General features: G+C 43.7%; 12 protein-coding genes. 8 read left to right on the top strand and 4 right to left on the bottom strand.

Annotation, left to right across the window (positions count from 1 at the left end; all coding sequences use genetic code 11):
• Positions 1-146 precede the first annotated feature (146 nt).
• Positions 147-2,048 (top strand): amidophosphoribosyltransferase, encoded by a 1,902-nt coding sequence (locus tag VRU48_RS10060; protein WP_330107810.1) that lies wholly within the window; start codon positions 147-149, stop codon positions 2,046-2,048.
• Between the two features lie 320 nt (positions 2,049-2,368).
• On the opposite strand, the gene VRU48_RS10055 is transcribed toward VRU48_RS10060, so the two are convergent.
• A complete protein-coding gene (locus tag VRU48_RS10055) occupies positions 2,369-2,992 on the bottom strand; it encodes a LysE family translocator (protein WP_330107809.1) in 624 nt (207 codons plus the stop codon).
• A 212-nt stretch (positions 2,993-3,204) separates the two neighbouring features.
• On the opposite strand from VRU48_RS10055, the gene VRU48_RS10050 reads away from it, so the two are divergent.
• From VRU48_RS10050 to VRU48_RS10025, 6 genes are all read left to right on the top strand, one after another.
• Positions 3,205-4,812, top strand: coding sequence for an MFS transporter (locus VRU48_RS10050; RefSeq protein ID WP_330107808.1), 1,608 nt, complete (start codon positions 3,205-3,207; stop codon positions 4,810-4,812).
• A gap of 164 nt (positions 4,813-4,976) precedes the next feature.
• Positions 4,977-6,263 carry a sugar MFS transporter gene (locus VRU48_RS10045; protein WP_330107807.1) on the top strand — a complete coding sequence of 429 codons (1,287 nt, stop codon included), beginning with the start codon at positions 4,977-4,979 and terminating at the stop codon, positions 6,261-6,263.
• 52 nt (positions 6,264-6,315) lie between these two features.
• Positions 6,316-6,756 carry a deoxycytidylate deaminase gene (locus VRU48_RS10040; protein WP_431311633.1) on the top strand — a complete coding sequence of 147 codons (441 nt, stop codon included), beginning with the start codon at positions 6,316-6,318 and terminating at the stop codon, positions 6,754-6,756.
• A 118-nt stretch (positions 6,757-6,874) separates the two neighbouring features.
• Complete coding sequence (gene guaA, locus VRU48_RS10035) at positions 6,875-8,401, top strand: glutamine-hydrolyzing GMP synthase (protein ID WP_330107805.1); 1,527 nt, start codon at positions 6,875-6,877, stop codon at positions 8,399-8,401.
• A 76-nt stretch (positions 8,402-8,477) separates the two neighbouring features.
• Positions 8,478-9,683 (top strand): type 1 periplasmic-binding domain-containing protein, encoded by a 1,206-nt coding sequence (locus VRU48_RS10030; RefSeq protein ID WP_330107804.1) that lies wholly within the window; start codon positions 8,478-8,480, stop codon positions 9,681-9,683.
• A 9-nt stretch (positions 9,684-9,692) separates the two neighbouring features.
• Positions 9,693-10,856: an RsmB/NOP family class I SAM-dependent RNA methyltransferase gene (locus VRU48_RS10025; protein WP_330107803.1), complete on the top strand. Its 1,164-nt coding sequence runs from the start codon at positions 9,693-9,695 to the stop codon at positions 10,854-10,856.
• Between the two features lie 394 nt (positions 10,857-11,250).
• Here the strand turns inward: VRU48_RS10025 and VRU48_RS10020 are convergent, their stop codons facing one another.
• The 3 genes from VRU48_RS10020 to VRU48_RS10010 form a co-directional block, all read right to left on the bottom strand.
• Entirely contained in the window at positions 11,251-11,817 is a 567-nt protein-coding gene (locus VRU48_RS10020; RefSeq protein ID WP_330107802.1) for a MarC family protein, read from the bottom strand.
• A 342-nt stretch (positions 11,818-12,159) separates the two neighbouring features.
• Complete coding sequence (locus tag VRU48_RS10015) at positions 12,160-13,872, bottom strand: amino acid permease (protein ID WP_330107801.1); 1,713 nt, start codon at positions 13,870-13,872, stop codon at positions 12,160-12,162.
• Positions 13,873-13,992: 120 nt separating this feature from the next.
• Positions 13,993-16,257, bottom strand: a complete 2,265-nt coding sequence (locus VRU48_RS10010; protein WP_330107800.1) for a sodium-translocating pyrophosphatase — start codon at positions 16,255-16,257, stop codon at positions 13,993-13,995.
• Positions 16,258-16,478: 221 nt separating this feature from the next.
• Here VRU48_RS10010 and VRU48_RS10005 point away from each other — a divergent pair, with 221 nt between their 5' ends.
• Positions 16,479-17,927, top strand: a complete 1,449-nt coding sequence (locus tag VRU48_RS10005) for an APC family permease (RefSeq protein ID WP_330107799.1) — start codon at positions 16,479-16,481, stop codon at positions 17,925-17,927.
• Positions 17,928-18,041 lie beyond the last annotated feature (114 nt).

The raw sequence follows: 18,041 nt of genomic DNA, 5'->3' as shown, positions 1-18,041 counted from the left end.
ATTGACCAATGAACCAATGAACCAATGAACCGATGAACCGATGAATTGGTTCATCACTTTTATATTACGATTTTCTGTCAATTCATCATATTTCTTTCTAGGTTTTGAAACTTTAAAAGGGTAAATTTGCGGCTCAATCACAATCAATGAGCGATCAGATTAAGCACGAATGCGGGATAGCCTTTATCCGCCTGTTAAAACCTCTCTCATACTACCAAGAAAAATACGGTACTGCACTCTACGGCCTCAACAAATTATACCTGTTGATGGAAAAGCAGCACAATCGCGGTCAGGATGGAGCTGGTATTGCAACCATTAAACTCGACATGAAACCAGGTAGCCGTTACATTAGCCGCTACCGTTCTATGGCACAAAATGCAGTGGCGGATATCTTCGGATATGTCCAAAACAAGTTTGTCGACATTCAGAACGAAACGCCCGAGTTGATGAAAGACACGGAGTTCCTTAAACAGAATGTAAGTTTTATCGGCGAGGTTTTGTTAGGGCATTTGCGCTACGGTACGCACGGCAAGAACAGCATCGAAAACTGCCACCCGTTTCTGCGCCAGAACAACTGGATGACCAGAAACCTGGTTATAGCCGGTAACTTCAACATGACCAACGTTGACGAGCTGTTGGAGCAATTGTACGAATTGGGCCAGCATCCCAAAGAAAAAGCCGATACGGTAACCGTACTCGAAAAAATAGGCCACTTCTTAGACGACGAGAACCAAGAGTTGTTCGATACCTACAAGAAAGAAGGCTTAACCAACGTAGAAATCACCCAAAAAATTTCAAAGAACCTCAATATTGCCAATATCCTGCGTCGCTCGGCTAAAAACTGGGACGGCGGCTATGCCATTTCGGGTATTGTGGGCAACGGCGATGCTTTTGTATTGCGCGATCCTTCGGGCATCCGTCCGGCATTTTACTATGCCGATGACGAGATTGTGGTAGCCGCTTCAGAAAGACCGGCTATCCAAACTGCATTTAACGTACAAATCAAGCAGGTAAAGGAAATTGAGCCTGGCCATGCCCTCATTGTTAAAAAAGACGGCACAGTAACCCAGGAAATGTTCCGCGAACCAGCCGAAAAAAGGGCCTGCTCATTCGAACGCATTTATTTTTCGAGAGGCAGCGATGCCGATATTTACAGAGAACGCAAAAAACTAGGTCATTTGTTGATTCCGCAAGTGTTGGATTCGGTAAAAAAAGACCTGAAAAATACTGTGTTTTCATTTATTCCGAATACCGCCGAAGTTTCTTTTTACGGCATGGTAGAAGGCTTGCACGATTACATCAGGGAGGTACAGAAAGACACCTTGCTTAACCGTAAGGAGCAGCTGAGCGATGCCGAACTGGACGAGTTGTTGTCTATGGCTCCCCGTGTAGAAAAACTGGCCATCAAGGATGTGAAGTTGCGTACTTTTATTACGCAGGATGCTGACCGGGGAGAAATGGTAGCCCACGTTTACGATACTACTTATGGGGTAATCAAAAATCATACAGACACCCTCATTGCCGTAGATGATTCTATCGTTCGCGGTACCACGTTAAAACAAAGCATCATCAAAATCATCGACAGGTTGCACCCTAAAAAGATTGTCATCGTGTCGTCGGCGCCACAAATCCGCTATCCTGATTGCTATGGTATCGATATGTCGAAAATGGGCCAGTTTGTGGCTTTCGATGCGGCCATTCAGTTGTTAAAGGAGCGTGGCATGGAGCATATCATCGAAGAAGTGTACCAAAAGTGCAAAGCTTCGCTGCTATTGCCCAAAGAGGAAATCGTTAACCATGTTAAAGAAATCTACAGGCCGTTTAAACAGCAGGAGATTTCTGATCAGATTGCCAAAATCATTACGCCGAAAGGAACGGTAGCAGAGGTAGAGGTTATTTACCAAACACTAGACAACCTGCATTTGGCCTGTCCTAACCATACCGGCGATTGGTATTTCTCAGGAAACTATCCAACGCCAGGAGGCAACAAAGTAGTAAACAAAGCTTTCGTTAACTGGAAAGAAGGAAATAACCAAAGGGCTTACTAGCAATAGTAGGCCTTTTGGCTTTTTAAGGCCCTGTTGGTCGGGATGTGCCATCTCGACCGTAGCAGGAGTTATGTGCCATTGACGAGCTTTCTCCAATAGCTTCATTAAACCGGATTGCAAATCCGTAGTTAGTAAAGTCGGGAAAACATTTCCCGACTAGCAAATACCGTTGGTCGGGATGCACTATCTCGCTTCTAACAGAATTTATGCGGTATGACTTGAGTTCGTTGTAAAATAAGGCTCGATGATTAATCCACCGCTACCTATCGCTCGCTATTCGCAATACTCACTACCCACTACGCTATTCGCCCTACGCCAAACTAATAAAACTTAATATAGGTCTTCGTTACCAGCCAAATGGCGAAAAGGATGATGATGACGCCGGCTATTTTATTGAGCATCATGAGCGAGCTTTCTTTGATGCGGTAACGCAACTTGCTCGAATAATAGCTTTTCAGTCCGTCGATGGTTAGTTGGGTAGCCATGGCGATAAAGAAGCACAACAGTTTTTCGTAAAACATGTTGTTGAGCTTGATGGAAATGATGTTGGTTACAATAATCCAGAACATGAGGGTAGATGGCGTTAAAATGCACATCAGAAAGCCCTTGAGCAGGTAGCCCCGCTTGCTTACCTTTACAATTTTGTTTTCTTCGTAACTGATGGATACGGTAGAAAAGAGGTAGTAAATGCCTACCGCAAACAGAAAAATACCGCCAATAATGCCTACATATTTGTCGAAACTGGCTTGATATTCTAGAAACTGGCTGCCAAAAAGCACCAGTCCGATTAAGATGATGTCGCTAAAAATTACACCTACCGCTAATGAAAACCCGGCTTTAAATCCACGCTCGATACTGGTCTTGATCATTGCAAAAAAAACGGGACCAGTTAAGAATGAGGAAATTAGCCCGGCACCCATGCCCAATAAAATCGCTTCAAACATTAGCCTATCATATATTTTACGCTAATATGCGATTTTTATAGTTAAATCCTCATCATTTTTAGCTTAGTTTTTCGGTATTCGGCAGCGGTGTTTTAGAGAAGGGAAATCGTATTTCTGGTGTGTAAAAATTACACTTTAGTAAGCCACAAATTTTAATTATGTTTATCAAACTAAATTTAAATTTGAACTAACCTAAATCTTAAGATCCACACATGGAACAACAAACGCAAAAAAACTACGGAACTGCGCTGTACACAATTATTACAGTGTTCTTTTTCTGGGGTTTCGTAGCTGCGTCGAATGGTATTTTTATTCCATTCTGCAAAACGCACTTTAACCTGACGCAATTCGAATCCCAATTGGTCGATTTCACCTTTTATGGTGGTTACTTTATCGGCTCGCTCATCTTGTATTTTATGTCCCAGGCAAGCAAGGTCGATATCCTGAATAAAATCGGCTATAAAAAGGGCATCATTGCAGGTTTGGTGATTTCGGCGGCTGGTGCCTTGCTGATGATTCCAGCAGTACACTCTGGCTCATTTGGCTTTATCTTATTGGTGTTTTTTGTCATTGCTATTGGCTTCTCCCTGCAGCAAACTGCGGCGCAACCATTTGTAGTGGCTTTGGGTGCACCAGAAAGTGGCGCCCACCGTTTGAACTTAGCTGGTGGTATCAATAACTTTGGTGGCCTGATGGGCCCGGTAATCGTAAGCGTGCTTTTGTTTGGTACGGCTAGCGGTGCTGGTCAATCGGCAGTTGAGATTACTTCTATCAATAACTTGTATTATATCCTTGCAGGCTTGTTCTTGGCTGTAGCCATCTTCTTTGCCGTTTCTAAATTGCCAGATGTAACCAGCAACGAACAAATCGAATCGAGCTCTAAATCGAATGGTCCGTTGATTATTATGATCATTGGTTTCTTGATGATTTTGGCTGCGCCTTCATTAACCAAATGGACAGGTGCTTCTGAAGAGATTTTCGTGTACTCTTCTTTGGCCATTATCCTAATCGCCTTGATTTACGCCTATTCTGCCAAAAAAGAAGTGCCAGCCAAATGGGGTGCCATGCAATACCCGCAATTGATCTTGGGAATGCTGGCCATCTTCGTGTATGTAGGTACAGAGGTAACTATTCAAAGTAATTTAGGCGCCTTGTTAAAACTGCCTGCTTTTGGCGGCTTTGAAGAGTCGGCCATTAAACAGTATATCTCGCTCTATTGGGGAAGTATGATGATTGGCCGATGGACAGGTGCAGTAAGTGCTTTTAACCTGTCGAAAATGGCACGAAATATCTTAACTGTTGTGGTTCCTTTTGTTGCATTTGCCATTGTGTTGCTAGTTAACCATGCAACAGGTACAGATGTTGGCAATTTATATGTTTATGCCATTAGTATTGCGGTAATGATTGTCGCATTTTATATCGGTCAGGAGAAGCCGGCAAAAACATTAGCCGTATTTGGTACGCTGGGGGTAATTGCCATGTTGGTAGGCCTTTTCACTACTGGTGACGTAGCCATATTTGCTTTCGTGAGTGGTGGTTTATGCTGTTCGATCATGTGGCCATCAATTTTTGCGCTGTCTATCACAGGTTTGGGCAAATATACCAGCCAAGGTTCTTCATTCTTGATCATGATGATTTTGGGTGGTGCTATTATTCCTCCAATTCAGGGCAAATTGGCCGATAGCCAAGGCATCCACATGTCATACATTGTACCGGTGCTAGGTTTTGCTTATTTGATTTTCTTTGCGTGGAGAGTAAGCGGTATCTTAAAAAGCCAAGGCATTGATGTAGAAAATATAGAAGCCGAAGGCGGACACTAATCAATCCGAAAATATAGCAGAAGCTCCTCAACAAACGTAGAGGAGCTTTTTCTTTTGTCGGCGGTTTTGTCGAGCAAAATTTTACTCGAATTAGGTGCCGTTTCGTTGGCAGAGCGATTTATTTATTGCATATTAGGACCTCAAAACTAAACCTACCTAAACCAATGACAAACAACAACCAACAAGGCAGCAATGTCAAGGCCATTGCTATTATCGGGGCACTCTTCTTTATTTTTGGCTTCGTAACCTGGGCAAACAGTACGCTAATTCCTTTCCTTAAATTGGCTTGTGGCCTAAAAACCGATCTCGAAGCGTTCTTCGTTACTTTTGCGTCTTACATTGCTTATTTCTTCTTGGCCTTGCCATCCTCATGGTTGCTGAAAAAAATGGGCTTTAAAAACGGCATTGTAGTAGGCCTATTCATATTAGGTATTGGCTCCCTGATTTTTATTCCGGCGGCCAGTAGCCGAAGCTTCGGCCTGTTTTTAACGGGTATTTTTATTCAGGGTGCGGCTTTATCGTTGTTGCAGACCGCTTCAAATCCTTATATCAGTATTATCGGTCCGATAGAAAGCGCGGCTAAGCGTATCAGCATTATGGGGCTTTGCAATAAGTTTGCGGGTATCATTGTGCCGATTATCATGGGGTCCATCTTCCTGAAAAACGCATCGGCTATCGAGGCCAAGATCAGTAACGCCGCCACTACGCTGGCCGAAAAAGAGGCGTTGCTTGGCGAAGTATTGAGCCGTGTATATACGCCTTATATCGTTTTGGCTATTGTATTCTCATTGTTTGCCCTGTTTATCAGGTTCTCTAACCTGCCAGAAATCGATGTAGATAAAGAAGAAGTGGTAGAAGATGAAAGCACACATGTGGCTAAAACCAGCATTTTTCAATTTCCACACCTATTCTTGGGCGCTTTTTGTATCTTTTTATATGTGGCTGCCGAAGTAATGGCAGGAGATATTATTGGCACCTACGGCAAGCAGCTGGGCATTAGTGCCGATGTAAGCAGGTATTTAACCACGCTTACCTTAAGCGGCATGTTGGTGGGTTATGTAATCGGGATTATTACCATACCAAAGTATTTAACCCAACAGGCTGCTTTAAAGATTTGCGCCCTTTTAGGTCTGCTGTTTACCGCCGCTGCTTATTTGACCAGCGGTTATACTTCGGTTATCTTTGTAGCTTTGTTGGGATTGGCAAATTCGCTGATGTGGCCGGCTATATTTCCGTTGGGCATTAAAGGCTTGGGCAAGTTTACCAAAACCGGTTCGGCCATTATGATTATGGGTATTGCCGGAGGGGCAATCTGGCCTCTACTTTATGGCTATTTGAAAGATGTGCAACATGTACATTTTCAATTGGCATTTTTCATTAGCATGATCCCATGTTATTTATATATCCTATATTTTGCTGTTTACGGACACAAAGTAGGCCAAAGAAAATAATTTTAAGCTATCGTATTTCAATATGGATAAACCGTCATTCAATCAGATCTTTATGAATTTAGCCTCAGACCTGGCCGCCCGCTCACATTGTGTGCGGGCCCATGTGGGGGCAGTGCTCACTAAAGATACGCGGATTATCTCCATTGGCTATAACGGCCCGCCTTCGGGCACCCATAACTGCGATGAGGAATGGCCAACAACAGGTTGTGCCCGCGACAGCAAGGGCTCTTGCTCATTGGCCTTGCATGCCGAAGAAAATGCCATTCTCTACGCCATCAAAAACGGCTCAAAACTAGAAGGAGCTACGCTGTATACCACCTTGTCGCCGTGTATTGCCTGTGCCCGTCTTATTCTTTCGTCGGGTATCAAAAGGGTTTATTTTAAAGATTCGTACGCAGCCTACAAAGGTTTGGTCAGCGATGAGGGCGTTGATTTTTTAAACAGGTTTGGCGTAAAGACGGAAGTTTTGCCGCAAGATTCTAAATCGGCTTAATTGTTGGCTTATAATTTCCTGTTTTTCTGGCCTCATGATGCCCAAATCTTAAATCCGAATTTTAAATTAAGGTTCGATTTTTCGCTGTGAAAATCAACTAAAAAGCCTATCTTTGCCCATGCTAGAAAAAATCATCATACTCGATTTTGGTTCGCAGTTTACCCAGCTCATTGCACGTCGTGTTCGCGAACTTAATGTTTACTGTGAAATCCACCCTTTCAACCACATTCCAGAATTAGACTCTACCGTAAAAGGTATTATCCTTTCGGGCAGTCCTTACTCGGTTCGCCAGGAAGATGCGCCTTTTGTAGACCTTAACTTGTTTAAAAACTACCCTTTATTGGCGGTTTGTTATGGCGCACAGTTTATTGCGCAACAAAGCGGTGGCGATGTTCAGGCATCATCAACCAGAGAGTATGGCAGAGCTAATTTGAGCTTTGTAAACCAAGAGAACAAATTGTTCAAAGGCATCAATATCGATTCGCAGGTATGGATGAGCCATGGCGATACCATTACCAAAGTACCCGACAATTTTGAAATCATTGCCAGCACCGCCGAAGTAAAAGTGGCCGGCTACCATGTAAAAGATACCCAAACCTATGCCATCCAGTTCCATCCGGAAGTGACGCACAGCACAGATGGAAAAATCCTGCTTGGGAATTTCTTGGTCGATATTTGTGGCTGTGCCCAAGATTGGACTGCAGATGCTTTTGTAGAAACCACCATCGAATCGCTGAAAAAACAATTGGGCAATGACAAAGTGGTTTTAGGCCTATCGGGAGGCGTTGATTCTAGCGTGGCCGCCATTCTGTTGCACAAAGCCATCGGCACCAACCTGCACTGTATTTTTGTTGATAATGGTTTGTTGCGCAAAGGCGAGTTTGAAAGCGTTTTGGAGCAATACCAGCACATGGGCCTCAACATTAAAGGCATCGATGCCAAAGAGCGCTTTTTGAGCCAATTGGCAGGCGTTAAAGACCCTGAGCAAAAACGTAAAATTATAGGTCGTGTATTTATCGAGGTGTTTGACGATGCGGCCCACGAGGTGAAAGATGTAACCTGGCTAGCGCAGGGTACCATTTATCCCGATGTAATCGAGTCGGTATCGGTAAAAGGACCTTCGGCAACCATTAAATCGCACCATAACGTAGGCGGTTTGCCCGATTTTATGAAACTGAAAGTGGTAGAGCCACTCAACACCTTGTTTAAAGACGAAGTAAGAAGAGTGGGCAAAACCCTAGGCATAGAAGGCTTTATCTTGGGTCGCCACCCTTTCCCTGGTCCAGGTTTGGCCATTAGGATCTTGGGCGATGTAACCGCAGAAAAAGTAGCTATTTTGCAAGAGGCTGATGCCATTTACATCAACAACCTGAAAGAAGCCGGACTGTACGACAACGTATGGCAAGCTGGCGCTATTTTCTTGCCGGTACAATCGGTAGGGGTAATGGGCGACGAGCGTACCTACGAAAACGTGATCTGCCTTCGCGCAGTTGAATCGGTTGATGGCATGACGGCCGACTGGTGCCACTTGCCTTATCCGGTATTGGCTAAAATCTCTAATGAAATCATCAATAAAGTAAAAGGAATAAACCGCGTTGTTTACGATATCAGTTCTAAACCACCGGCAACCATTGAATGGGAGTAAGCTAGGTTAACAGTTCTCAGTTGGCAGTTTTCAGTCTCCGTATCGGCTTTAGGTGCGGAACATTACATCATCAAATATGACCAAATACTTCAAACTGATTGGGGCATTGTTGATTTTGGTTGCGGCAGCCTGTTCGCCCAAAGTAAACAATACTGTTAAAAAGCCTGGTACCGAAACCAATGTGACTAAGGCAGAGAAGCCCGTAAAGAAATTTACCCAGGCCGATATTGCCTTGCTCATTCCGTTTAAGCTGAACGAAATCAACCTTAAAACGGCAACAAAGGCACAGCTTGACCGAGCCAATATGGCCATTGATTTTTATCAGGGGGTAAAGTTGGGTATCGATTCGGCTACAGCGCTTGGGCTCAATTTTAAGCTCGATGTTTTTGATACCCGCGACGATAATAGCCAATTGGCTGCTTTGCTGAAAAAGGGCAGCCTCAAAAACAGCAACTTGATTATCGGGCCGGTTTTTCCAGAAGGCCTGAAATACTTGTCGACCTATTCGGTTACCAACGATGTGGCCATGGTATCGCCCCTGGCCGCCTCCAAGCCTAGCGAGTTTAATAACCCGAAGCTGATTTCTATAGTGAACAATATTGATCAGCATGCCGTTAAAATAGCCGATTATATTGCCGGGCACTATCAGGCCAACAACAGCATCGTGGTGTTGATCAACCCGAAAAAAACGGCTGATGAGCAATTTGCAGCGCCTTTGCGCGAACGGTTTAAGCAGCAATATCCAAATTACGTAGTACAGGAGTTTACGTCGGCATACGCTTTCGAAACGCGGATGATCAAGGGCAAGAAATATGCGGTGGTTATCTGTTCGTCGGAACTGGCTTTTGTGGCCCCTAGTATCGATAAATTGGCCAAGCTTAAAAACCTAAAAAGCGGTGGTTACGATCTCAATCTCTTTGGCCATCCCAATTGGGCAAGGCAGAGCTACAACATTGAGCAGTTGCAAAACCTCAATACCATTATCAGTTCCTCTTATCGTATCGATTATAAAAGCGCAGCGGTCATTAACTTTGTCAAAAAGTACCGTGCCGAATTCAGTTTTGAGCCCAGCGAGTATTCGTTTAAAGGTTTCGACATTGGTTTTTATTTCGGAAAACTGTTGGCCAAACATGGCGAAAGCTACCTCGATTACCTGATCAAAGAGAAATATAAAGGGTTGCACAACAATTTCGAATTCGAATACAATCCGCAATATGGCTATGTGAATAAAGATTTGATGTTGCTGCAATTCAAAAACCTTAACTTAATTGTGGTAGATTAATCCGCAAACATGAAAGTAGAACATCAAATCAGGGCCTTTGAGCAGCTGTTAGGCAGCTACGATGGCGTATTGCCCTTGCACCGTTACTTATTTGCCTATTTTAAGCAAAACAAGCAGATGGGCTCGTCAGACCGCAGATGGGCTACACGCTATCTATACAGTTATTTTAGGCTAGGCAAGGCCTTGGGCAAATTAAAGACCATGGAAAGGCTGGCTATTGCCGATTTTTTGTGCAATGAAACACCTAGCCTCATGGTGGCCAGCCAATTGCCCGAGCTTGAAGCTTCCTTTGCGCTTCCGGTAGCCGATAAAATTGCCATCATCCAAAAGAAATATCCGGCATTTAAGCTCACCGATGTTTTTACGTTCAAACCCGAACTGTCAGCGGGCATTGATGCAGCTGCTTTTTATACCTCTTTCTTTGTACAGCCCGATTTGTTTATCCGGGTAAAGGAAACGCATATCCAAGCCATTATTAACCAACTGACGGCCCAAGGTGTAACGCCTCAAGAAGTGGGGCCTGCTACGCTGGCTTTGCCCAACGGAACCAAATTGGAACAACTGATCAGCGATGAGCGCCTCTATCAGGTGCAGGATTTTTCGTCGCAGCTAACGGGCAATTATTTTGAGCCCCAAGCTGGCGATTACTGGTGGGACTGTTGTGCCGCATCTGGCGGAAAATCGCTATTGCTACATAGTCTGGAACCACAAATCGAACTGTTGGTAAGCGATGTACGGGCAACCAGCTTAGGCAACCTGCAGGAGCGCTTTCAGCTGGCCGGAATCAAGCAGTACCACCAAAAGGTAATCGACCTGTTGCAGAACAACGACCAGGTATTGCACCATTACGAGTTTGATGGCATTTTGGTGGATGCGCCTTGTTCGGGCTCGGGCACTTGGGGGCGTACGCCAGAAATGCTCTGCTTTTTCGAAAACTACAAAGTAGAAAACTACAATAAACTACAAAAGGCCATTGCCGGAAGCGTAGTTAAATACCTCAAAAAAGGCAAACCACTCATTTACATGACCTGTTCGGTGTTTAAGGCCGAGAATGAAGACATGGTTGATTACTTAACCAAAAACTTCGATCTCAAATTCGAAAAAATGGAACTGATTAAAGGATATGCGCATAAGGCCGACAGCATGTTTGTAGCCAGGCTCATCAAACAGTAGCCTTAGTGGCTATGCTTTCGGCCAAAGAGTTTCTCCTTCAAATGCCTAATGCCTTCGAAGATAACGGCGAGAACGCCGATGATAACCGTAAATTGTTCAAAGTTGTTCATTTCGGTGATCTGATTTACTGTTTGACTAAGCGAATCAAAAAAGGTTACATTTGCTAGGCTTATATTTTAACTGTTTAGGATATTGTATGGTTAAATTGCTCGTATTGTTTGATTGTTGAGTTGTAAACCATTAAGAAATTAAGGTCTTGTTTCTAAGGTAAATCGAAAACCATAAACTAGCCATCCCGCCCTTTGGGCACTTCTCCAGAGAGGAATGGATTTTTTTCTATATTAAGAATTAGCCACAAACTTCAGACCTCGGACTCCTGACTTCCGACTTCCAACTAAAGTCCCGTATTCGTCCTGAACAGCTTAATCGCGATAGCCAAAAGGATAATCCCAAAAGCCTTCCTTAAAATATTCAAGCCTGTTTTGCCGAATAGTTTCTCTAAGCGGTTGGTGTTTTTCAGTACAAAATAAACGAAGAGCATGTTGAGGATAATGCCCACAATAATGTTCTGCGTGGCATATTCGGTTTTGAGCGATAGGAGGGTGGTCATGGTTCCCGCACCAGCAATGAGCGGAAAGGCAAGTGGCACGATGGAAACCGTATCGGGTGATTCTTCTTTAAACAGGGTAAGGCCCAAAACCATTTCCATAGCCAAGGCAAAGATGACGAAAGAGCCCGCAATGGCAAACGATTCGACATCGACTCCGATTACGCCTAATAGGGTTTTGCCAGCAAATAAAAAGATAATCATTAAAGCGGTGGCTACAATGGCTGCCTTTTCCGATTGGATGTGGCCGGCCTTCTTTCGCAGTTCGATAATGATGGGAATAGAGCCCAAAATATCGATGATGGCAAAAAGAACCATGGTGGTAGAAAGAATTTGGCTGAAGTCGAATTGCATAGCGGTAATGATTTTGTGACAAAGTTAAGGCTTTATATGAAAATATAAGGTAAACTTTACAACAACAAGTGAGTTCATGAGCTTATTGGTTGATCAAGTCATTAGTGGCTTCATTTAGACGATTAATTCCATCCCAAGAAAGATTCTGAAACAGTGTCAAGTTTGATGCTTGGAATAGGAGAACTATGAATTTATTCGCCATAAAAGATATTTAGGCCATATAAGAACAAAACTTAAATAAACTGATATGCCTTAGATGGTAAAATAGTCAAGTGCGCCTATGGGATTAAAACAAAAAAGCCCCGATAAATTACCGGGGCTTTCTTATGATGTTTTGTAAAACTATCTAGGTTCTACATTATTTACGGTAGCTATTCTGTAGCCATAAATAATGACGTGCAGGATGGCAAAGCCCAATGAGAAGTAGTATAAACCCACATCTGCAGTGGCAGTGGCGTCAACTTGCATCGCTTCTAGCGAGAGGTGGTGGTGTAAAATGGCTACCACAATAAGTAGCGCGGCCAATATCAAACCTACATAAGAAACGGTTTTGCTGCTCTTGATCATGGTGGCTTTCAGGTTATCTGAAAGGGCACTGTGCTTAATACCATAGAACAAATAAACGTTGATACCGATAATCATCCATACCAATAAACGTACCCAAGTATCCAATGGCAAGAACACCATCATACCTAAACATACCAATACGCCTAAAATAGGCACCAAAGGCACCAATGGCACTTTGAATGCTCTTGGCAAATCTGGCATGCGTTTTCTTAAGATCATGATGCCGATACACACCAAGATAAAGGCAAACAATGTTCCGATACTGGTCATTTCGCCTACCACACGTGCAGGAACGAAAGCCGCAAACAAGCTCACAAACACCATAAACAACAAGTTGCTTTTGGCAGGTGTGCTGAATTTAGGATGTACGCTTGAGAATACCTTTGGCAACAAGCCGTCTTTACTCATCGAGAAGAATACCCTCGATTGGCCCATCAACATCACCAGGATTACCGAAGCGTAACCGCCCAAGATAGCCAGGATGATCGCTTTGTTTAACCAAGGATAAGCAGGAGCAACAACGCCAGCCGCATTTTTAACACCCATGTTGTCGATCGCTACAGCTACCGGAGCAATACCGTCTTGACCTTTAAACAACTCGTAGTTGGCTACGCCGGTCATTACGTGGGCAAATAAGATGTAAAGGATGGTACAGATAAACAACGATACCAAGATACCGATAGGCATGTCTTTCTTCGGGTTTTTGGCTTCTTGAGCTGCAGTAGATACCGCATCGAAACCAATATAGGCGAAGAATACGATACCAGCCGCCCTGATGATACCAGAGATGCCGTACTCGCCAAATTTGCCGGTGTTGTTAGGGATATAAGGTGTAAAGTTTTCGGTGTTGATGTATTTCCATCCCAAGAAGATGAAAATCATTACGATAACTACTTTAATGGCTACAATTAAACCATTGATGATGGCTGATTCTTTGGTTCCTTTGATCAAAATCAAAGACATCAATACCACAATGAATACCGCAGGCAGGTTGATGACACCCGATACGATTGAACCATCGGCCAAGGTAGCGGTATCAAACGGCGACATTACCATCTGCGCGGGCAGGTGTATGTCGAAATACTGCAGGAACTTGACCAGGTAACGGCTCCAGCTGATGGATACAGTAGCTGCACCTACGGCGTATTCCAATACCAAATCCCAGCCAATGATCCAAGCGATAAACTCGCCCATGGTGGCATAAGAATAGGTATAGGCACTACCCGCAACCGGAATCATCGATGCAAATTCTGCATAACATAAACCAGCAAAAGCACAGCCGATAGCCGCAATAATAAATGAAATGGTAATCGCCGGACCTGCGTTGTTAGCAGCGGCAGAACCGGTGATGGAAAAGAGACCTGCACCGATAATGGCACCGATACCCAAGGCTACCAGGTTAACCGGCCCCAGGGTCCGCTTCAGCGTGCCTTCTCCACTTTCCTCCGCCTCTTTTGTAAGTAAGTCGATTGACTTTCTAAAATTCATAGTTTAAGTTTAGTTAAAGTGTTTCAATAAGTTTTTCAGTTTATTAAAGGTTCAAACCTAAATAAAAATAATGTAAAATTAAAGGGGATTTTTCTTCAAAACCCCCTTTATTTGGTAATATTAATGATGTGTTGTTACGTTAGTGCTATTTTTGATAGTGGCAAGCTTTTCACTACCCGAAGCAGCTACGCTCTTTGTTAGCTGCGCTTCCTTGGTAGTTGTGTTGATCGACGCAGTCATTCCGGGTGGCGTTATGCCAACAATATAGGGTGCAATTACTAAAGAAACGATAGACATCAGCTTGATCAAAATGTTCATTGATGGACCTGAAGTATCCTTAAATGGATCGCCGACCGTATCGCCTGTTACCGAAGCTTTGTGCGGTTCCGATTTTTTATAATAGGTTTCGCCGTTGATTTCAACGCCTTTTTCGAAAGATTTTTTGGCATTGTCCCAGGCTCCACCAGCGTTCGATTGGAAAATACCCATTAACACACCCGCTACGGTAACACCGGCCAATAAGCCTCCCAATACTTCTGGGCCAAATGCAAAACCTACAATTATTGGAGTAATCAAGGCAATGGCACCAGGCAATAGCATTTCGCGGATAGAAGCCTTTGTGGAAATGGCCACGCATTTTTCGTACTCTGGTTTGGCTTTATATTCCATAATGCCAGGGATTTCGCGGAACTGGCGGCGAACCTCCTGTACCATGTCCATAGCCGCTTTACCTACCGCCTGAATACACAGGGCTGAGAAGATAAAAGGAATCATGCCACCCACAAACAAACCAGCTAATACAGGTGCTTTGTAGATGTCGATGGCCGAAATACCGGCAATCCCTACGAAAGCCGCAAATAGAGCCAATGAAGTTAAAGCTGCCGAAGCAATGGCGAAACCTTTTCCGGTCGCTGCCGTAGTATTGCCCACCGCATCTAAATTGTCGGTACGCTCACGTACTTCGGGTGGCAATTGACTCATTTCGGCAATACCGCCTGCGTTATCGGCAATCGGGCCAAAAGCATCAATAGCCAATTGCATAGCCGTTGTAGCCATCATACCAGCGGCGGCAATAGCCACGCCATATAAGCCTGCAAAATAATAAGAGGCCATGATACCGCCAGCCAATACCAAAATTGGAATAACTGTCGATTTCATCCCTACGGATAAACCCCCAATAATGTTGGTGGCGTGTCCGGTTGACGATTGTTGAATGATCGAATTTACCGGACCTTTGCCCATCGCCGTGTAGTACTCGGTTACAAAGCTCATAATGGCGCCAACTACCAAACCTACGGTAATGGCATAAAATACGTTAATGCTCGAAAACTGATAACCGCGCAAAACCAAAGTTTCTGGAAGCATCCAGTTCACGATGAAGAAGGAAGCGATCGCAGTAATGATAATGGACGACCAGTTGCCCAAATTCAAGGCGCTCTGAACGTTAGATTTTTCGTCTTTAATGGTCACGAACCAGGTGCCGATAATTGAAAAGATAATGCCCAAGCCACAAATTACCATTGGCAATAGGATAGGCGACATACCGCCAAATTTATCAGTAACGGTAATCTCTTGGCCCAATACCATGGTGGCTAGGATAGTAGCTACGTAAGAACCGAACAAATCGGCGCCCATACCTGCAACGTCGCCCACGTTATCGCCTACGTTGTCGGCAATGGTAGCAGGGTTACGTACGTCGTCTTCAGGAATGCCAGCTTCAACCTTGCCCACTAAGTCGGCACCCACATCGGCCGCTTTGGTGTAAATACCGCCACCAACCCTGGCAAACAAGGCAATCGATTCGGCACCTAGAGAGAAACCGGTTAATACTTCAATGGCGGTTTTCATGTGGATGGTATCGATGCCATCGGGACCAATTACCTTAAACATGGCCAAGAAAACAATAAATAAACTACCTAATCCCAAGATAGCGAGGCCGGCAACGCCTAAGCCCATTACGGTACCACCTGTGAAACTTACTTTCAAGGCTTGCTTTAAACTGGTTCTGGCCGCCTGTGTAGTACGAACGTTGGCTTTGGTAGCGGCTTTCATACCGATATAACCCGCCAAGGCCGAGAAAACGGCGCCGATTACAAAGGCAATGGCAATGATCCAGCTCGAGTGCATCGGACGGCCATTGATTTCTTGAACAGAACCCGAATAGGCCAAAAGACAGCCTGCAATGAGTACAAAAAAGCTCAGAATTTTCCATTCTGCCTTTAAAAAGGCCATGGCGCCATTGGCAATGTGTCCGGCAAGTTCCTGCATGTTGGAGTCTCCTGCATCCTGCTTGCTTACCCATGCGCTCTTAACCGCCATCACCAGGATGCCAATGACGCCCAAAAGTGGAATAGCATAGATTAAATTGTTTTGTAAAAAATCCATAGTTTAATTTATAATTTGGTTGTTTAGTTGTGAAATAAAAATAATACAAGGGTCACAAAAATAATCGTGTTTAGCTAATAACCAAATTTTTATGAAAATGATTGTCAACATTTTCCGATTGCGGTTTGACAACTAAATACATCGTTGGCCGATTATGTGTTTTTTATATATATTAGCCCAATATAAGCTAAACTTAAACCAAAACAAACTAAAAACTGAACATGGAAAAACAAAGGGAAGAAGGTCCTCTGAAGAAGAAACTCGGGCTTTTTGATGGGGCTATGCTCGTAATGGGCTCAATGATCGGAAGCGGTATTTTTATCGTAAGTGCCGATATCATGCGGAATCTAGGTTCTGGCTATTGGCTCATTGTGGTTTGGTTGATTACCGGAGTAATGACAATCGCGGCTGCAATTTCCTACGGAGAACTTTCTTCGATGTTTCCCAAGGCAGGAGGACAATATACTTATCTGAAAGAGATTTTCGGTAAAATGATGGGGTTTCTCTACGGTTGGGGCTTGTTTACCGTGATCCAAACCGGCACTATTGCCGCTGTGGCGGTCGCCTTTGGTAAATTTACGGCTTATCTCGTGCCAGCTTTAAATGACGCCGCTCCAATTTTTCAAAGTGGAAGCTATAAAATTACTTGGATACAGATTTTGGCTATCGCTGTTATTTTGCTTTTAACCTATATCAATACAAAAGGCGTTGAGAGTGGGAAATGGTTGCAAAATATTTTTACTGGATCGAAAATTGTGGCCTTGATTGGTTTGATCATTTTGGGTTTTCTTTTGGTTAAAAGCAATTTCTGGACAGAGAACATGAGCTTGGGATGGAGTGCTTTCAATAACTTGAAAACAGATTCAGGCGGAAGCTTCTTGAAAGCTGGATGGGAATCTATTTCTGGAATGACAATCATGGGAGGGATTGCTGCGGCTATGGTTGGTTCGGTATTCTCTAGCGTGGCTTGGGAAAACGTAACATTTGTTTCGGGAGAAATTGAAAATCCAAAGAAAAATGTAGTGCGCTCTATGGTTTTGGGCACTTCGGTAGTTATGATCCTCTATTTATTGGTGAATTTCGTATACCTCAATACTTTAAGCAGAGATGGTATCGCTTTTGCCCCTAACGACAGGGTTGCTGTGGTAGTTTCAGAGCAGATTTTCGGTAATGGAATTGGAACGATTGTAATGGCTATACTCGTGATGATTTCCACTTTTGGCTGTGTCAATGGAATTGTGCTTGCAGGTGCACGGGTATTCCAAACCATGGCAAAAGACGGGATGTTCTTTAAGTCGGCGCTAGACAACAATAAAAATGGCGTTCCTGAGAAATCACTTTGGATGCAGGGAGTTTGGGCATCAGTGTTATGCCTAAGCGGACAATACGGTAATCTTTTAGATATGATTTCTTTTGTTATCGTGCTATTTTATATGATTACCGTTTTTGGCGTTATCTATTTAAGAATTAAACAGCCTAATTTGGAGCGGTCTTACAAAACTTGGTTATATCCGATTACACCGATTGTTTATTTATTGATTGGTGCCGCATTCTGTATTTTGCTCTTGATTTATAAGCAACAATATACTTGGCCTGGGCTTTTAATAGTTTTATTGGGTGTTCCTGTCTATTTTTACATTAATAGAAATAAGAACGCCGGCGCTGATTAATAGCGAAAACACTTGCGAAGTTTTCAAAACTTCGCAAGTGTTCTTCAATCGTACGCTTTGCGCCATACGCCAATCCCCGTACGCCAAACCCAATACGCGCTACGCTTATCGCAT

This window comes from Pedobacter albus (genome assembly GCF_036324255.1).
GTDB classification, from domain to species: domain Bacteria; phylum Bacteroidota; class Bacteroidia; order Sphingobacteriales; family Sphingobacteriaceae; genus Pedobacter; species Pedobacter albus.
Note: the sequence above shows the minus strand (reverse complement) of the source record. Positions and strands in the feature narration are given on the sequence as shown.

Excerpts from the sequence above, each read along its gene's own strand:
- VRU48_RS10060 (WP_330107810.1), top strand. The coding sequence starts at position 147 with ATGAGCGATCAGATTAAGCACGAATGCGGGATAGCCTTTATCCGCCTG.
- VRU48_RS10055 (WP_330107809.1), bottom strand. The coding sequence starts at position 2,992 with ATGTTTGAAGCGATTTTATTGGGCATGGGTGCCGGGCTAATTTCCTCA.
- VRU48_RS10050 (WP_330107808.1), top strand. The coding sequence starts at position 3,205 with ATGGAACAACAAACGCAAAAAAACTACGGAACTGCGCTGTACACAATT.
- VRU48_RS10045 (WP_330107807.1), top strand. The coding sequence starts at position 4,977 with ATGACAAACAACAACCAACAAGGCAGCAATGTCAAGGCCATTGCTATT.
- VRU48_RS10040 (WP_431311633.1), top strand. The coding sequence starts at position 6,316 with ATGAATTTAGCCTCAGACCTGGCCGCCCGCTCACATTGTGTGCGGGCC.
- guaA (WP_330107805.1), top strand. The coding sequence starts at position 6,875 with ATGCTAGAAAAAATCATCATACTCGATTTTGGTTCGCAGTTTACCCAG.
- VRU48_RS10030 (WP_330107804.1), top strand. The coding sequence starts at position 8,478 with ATGACCAAATACTTCAAACTGATTGGGGCATTGTTGATTTTGGTTGCG.
- VRU48_RS10025 (WP_330107803.1), top strand. The coding sequence starts at position 9,693 with ATGAAAGTAGAACATCAAATCAGGGCCTTTGAGCAGCTGTTAGGCAGC.
- VRU48_RS10020 (WP_330107802.1), bottom strand. The coding sequence starts at position 11,817 with ATGCAATTCGACTTCAGCCAAATTCTTTCTACCACCATGGTTCTTTTT.
- VRU48_RS10015 (WP_330107801.1), bottom strand. The coding sequence starts at position 13,872 with ATGAATTTTAGAAAGTCAATCGACTTACTTACAAAAGAGGCGGAGGAA.
- VRU48_RS10010 (WP_330107800.1), bottom strand. The coding sequence starts at position 16,257 with ATGGATTTTTTACAAAACAATTTAATCTATGCTATTCCACTTTTGGGC.
- VRU48_RS10005 (WP_330107799.1), top strand. The coding sequence starts at position 16,479 with ATGGAAAAACAAAGGGAAGAAGGTCCTCTGAAGAAGAAACTCGGGCTT.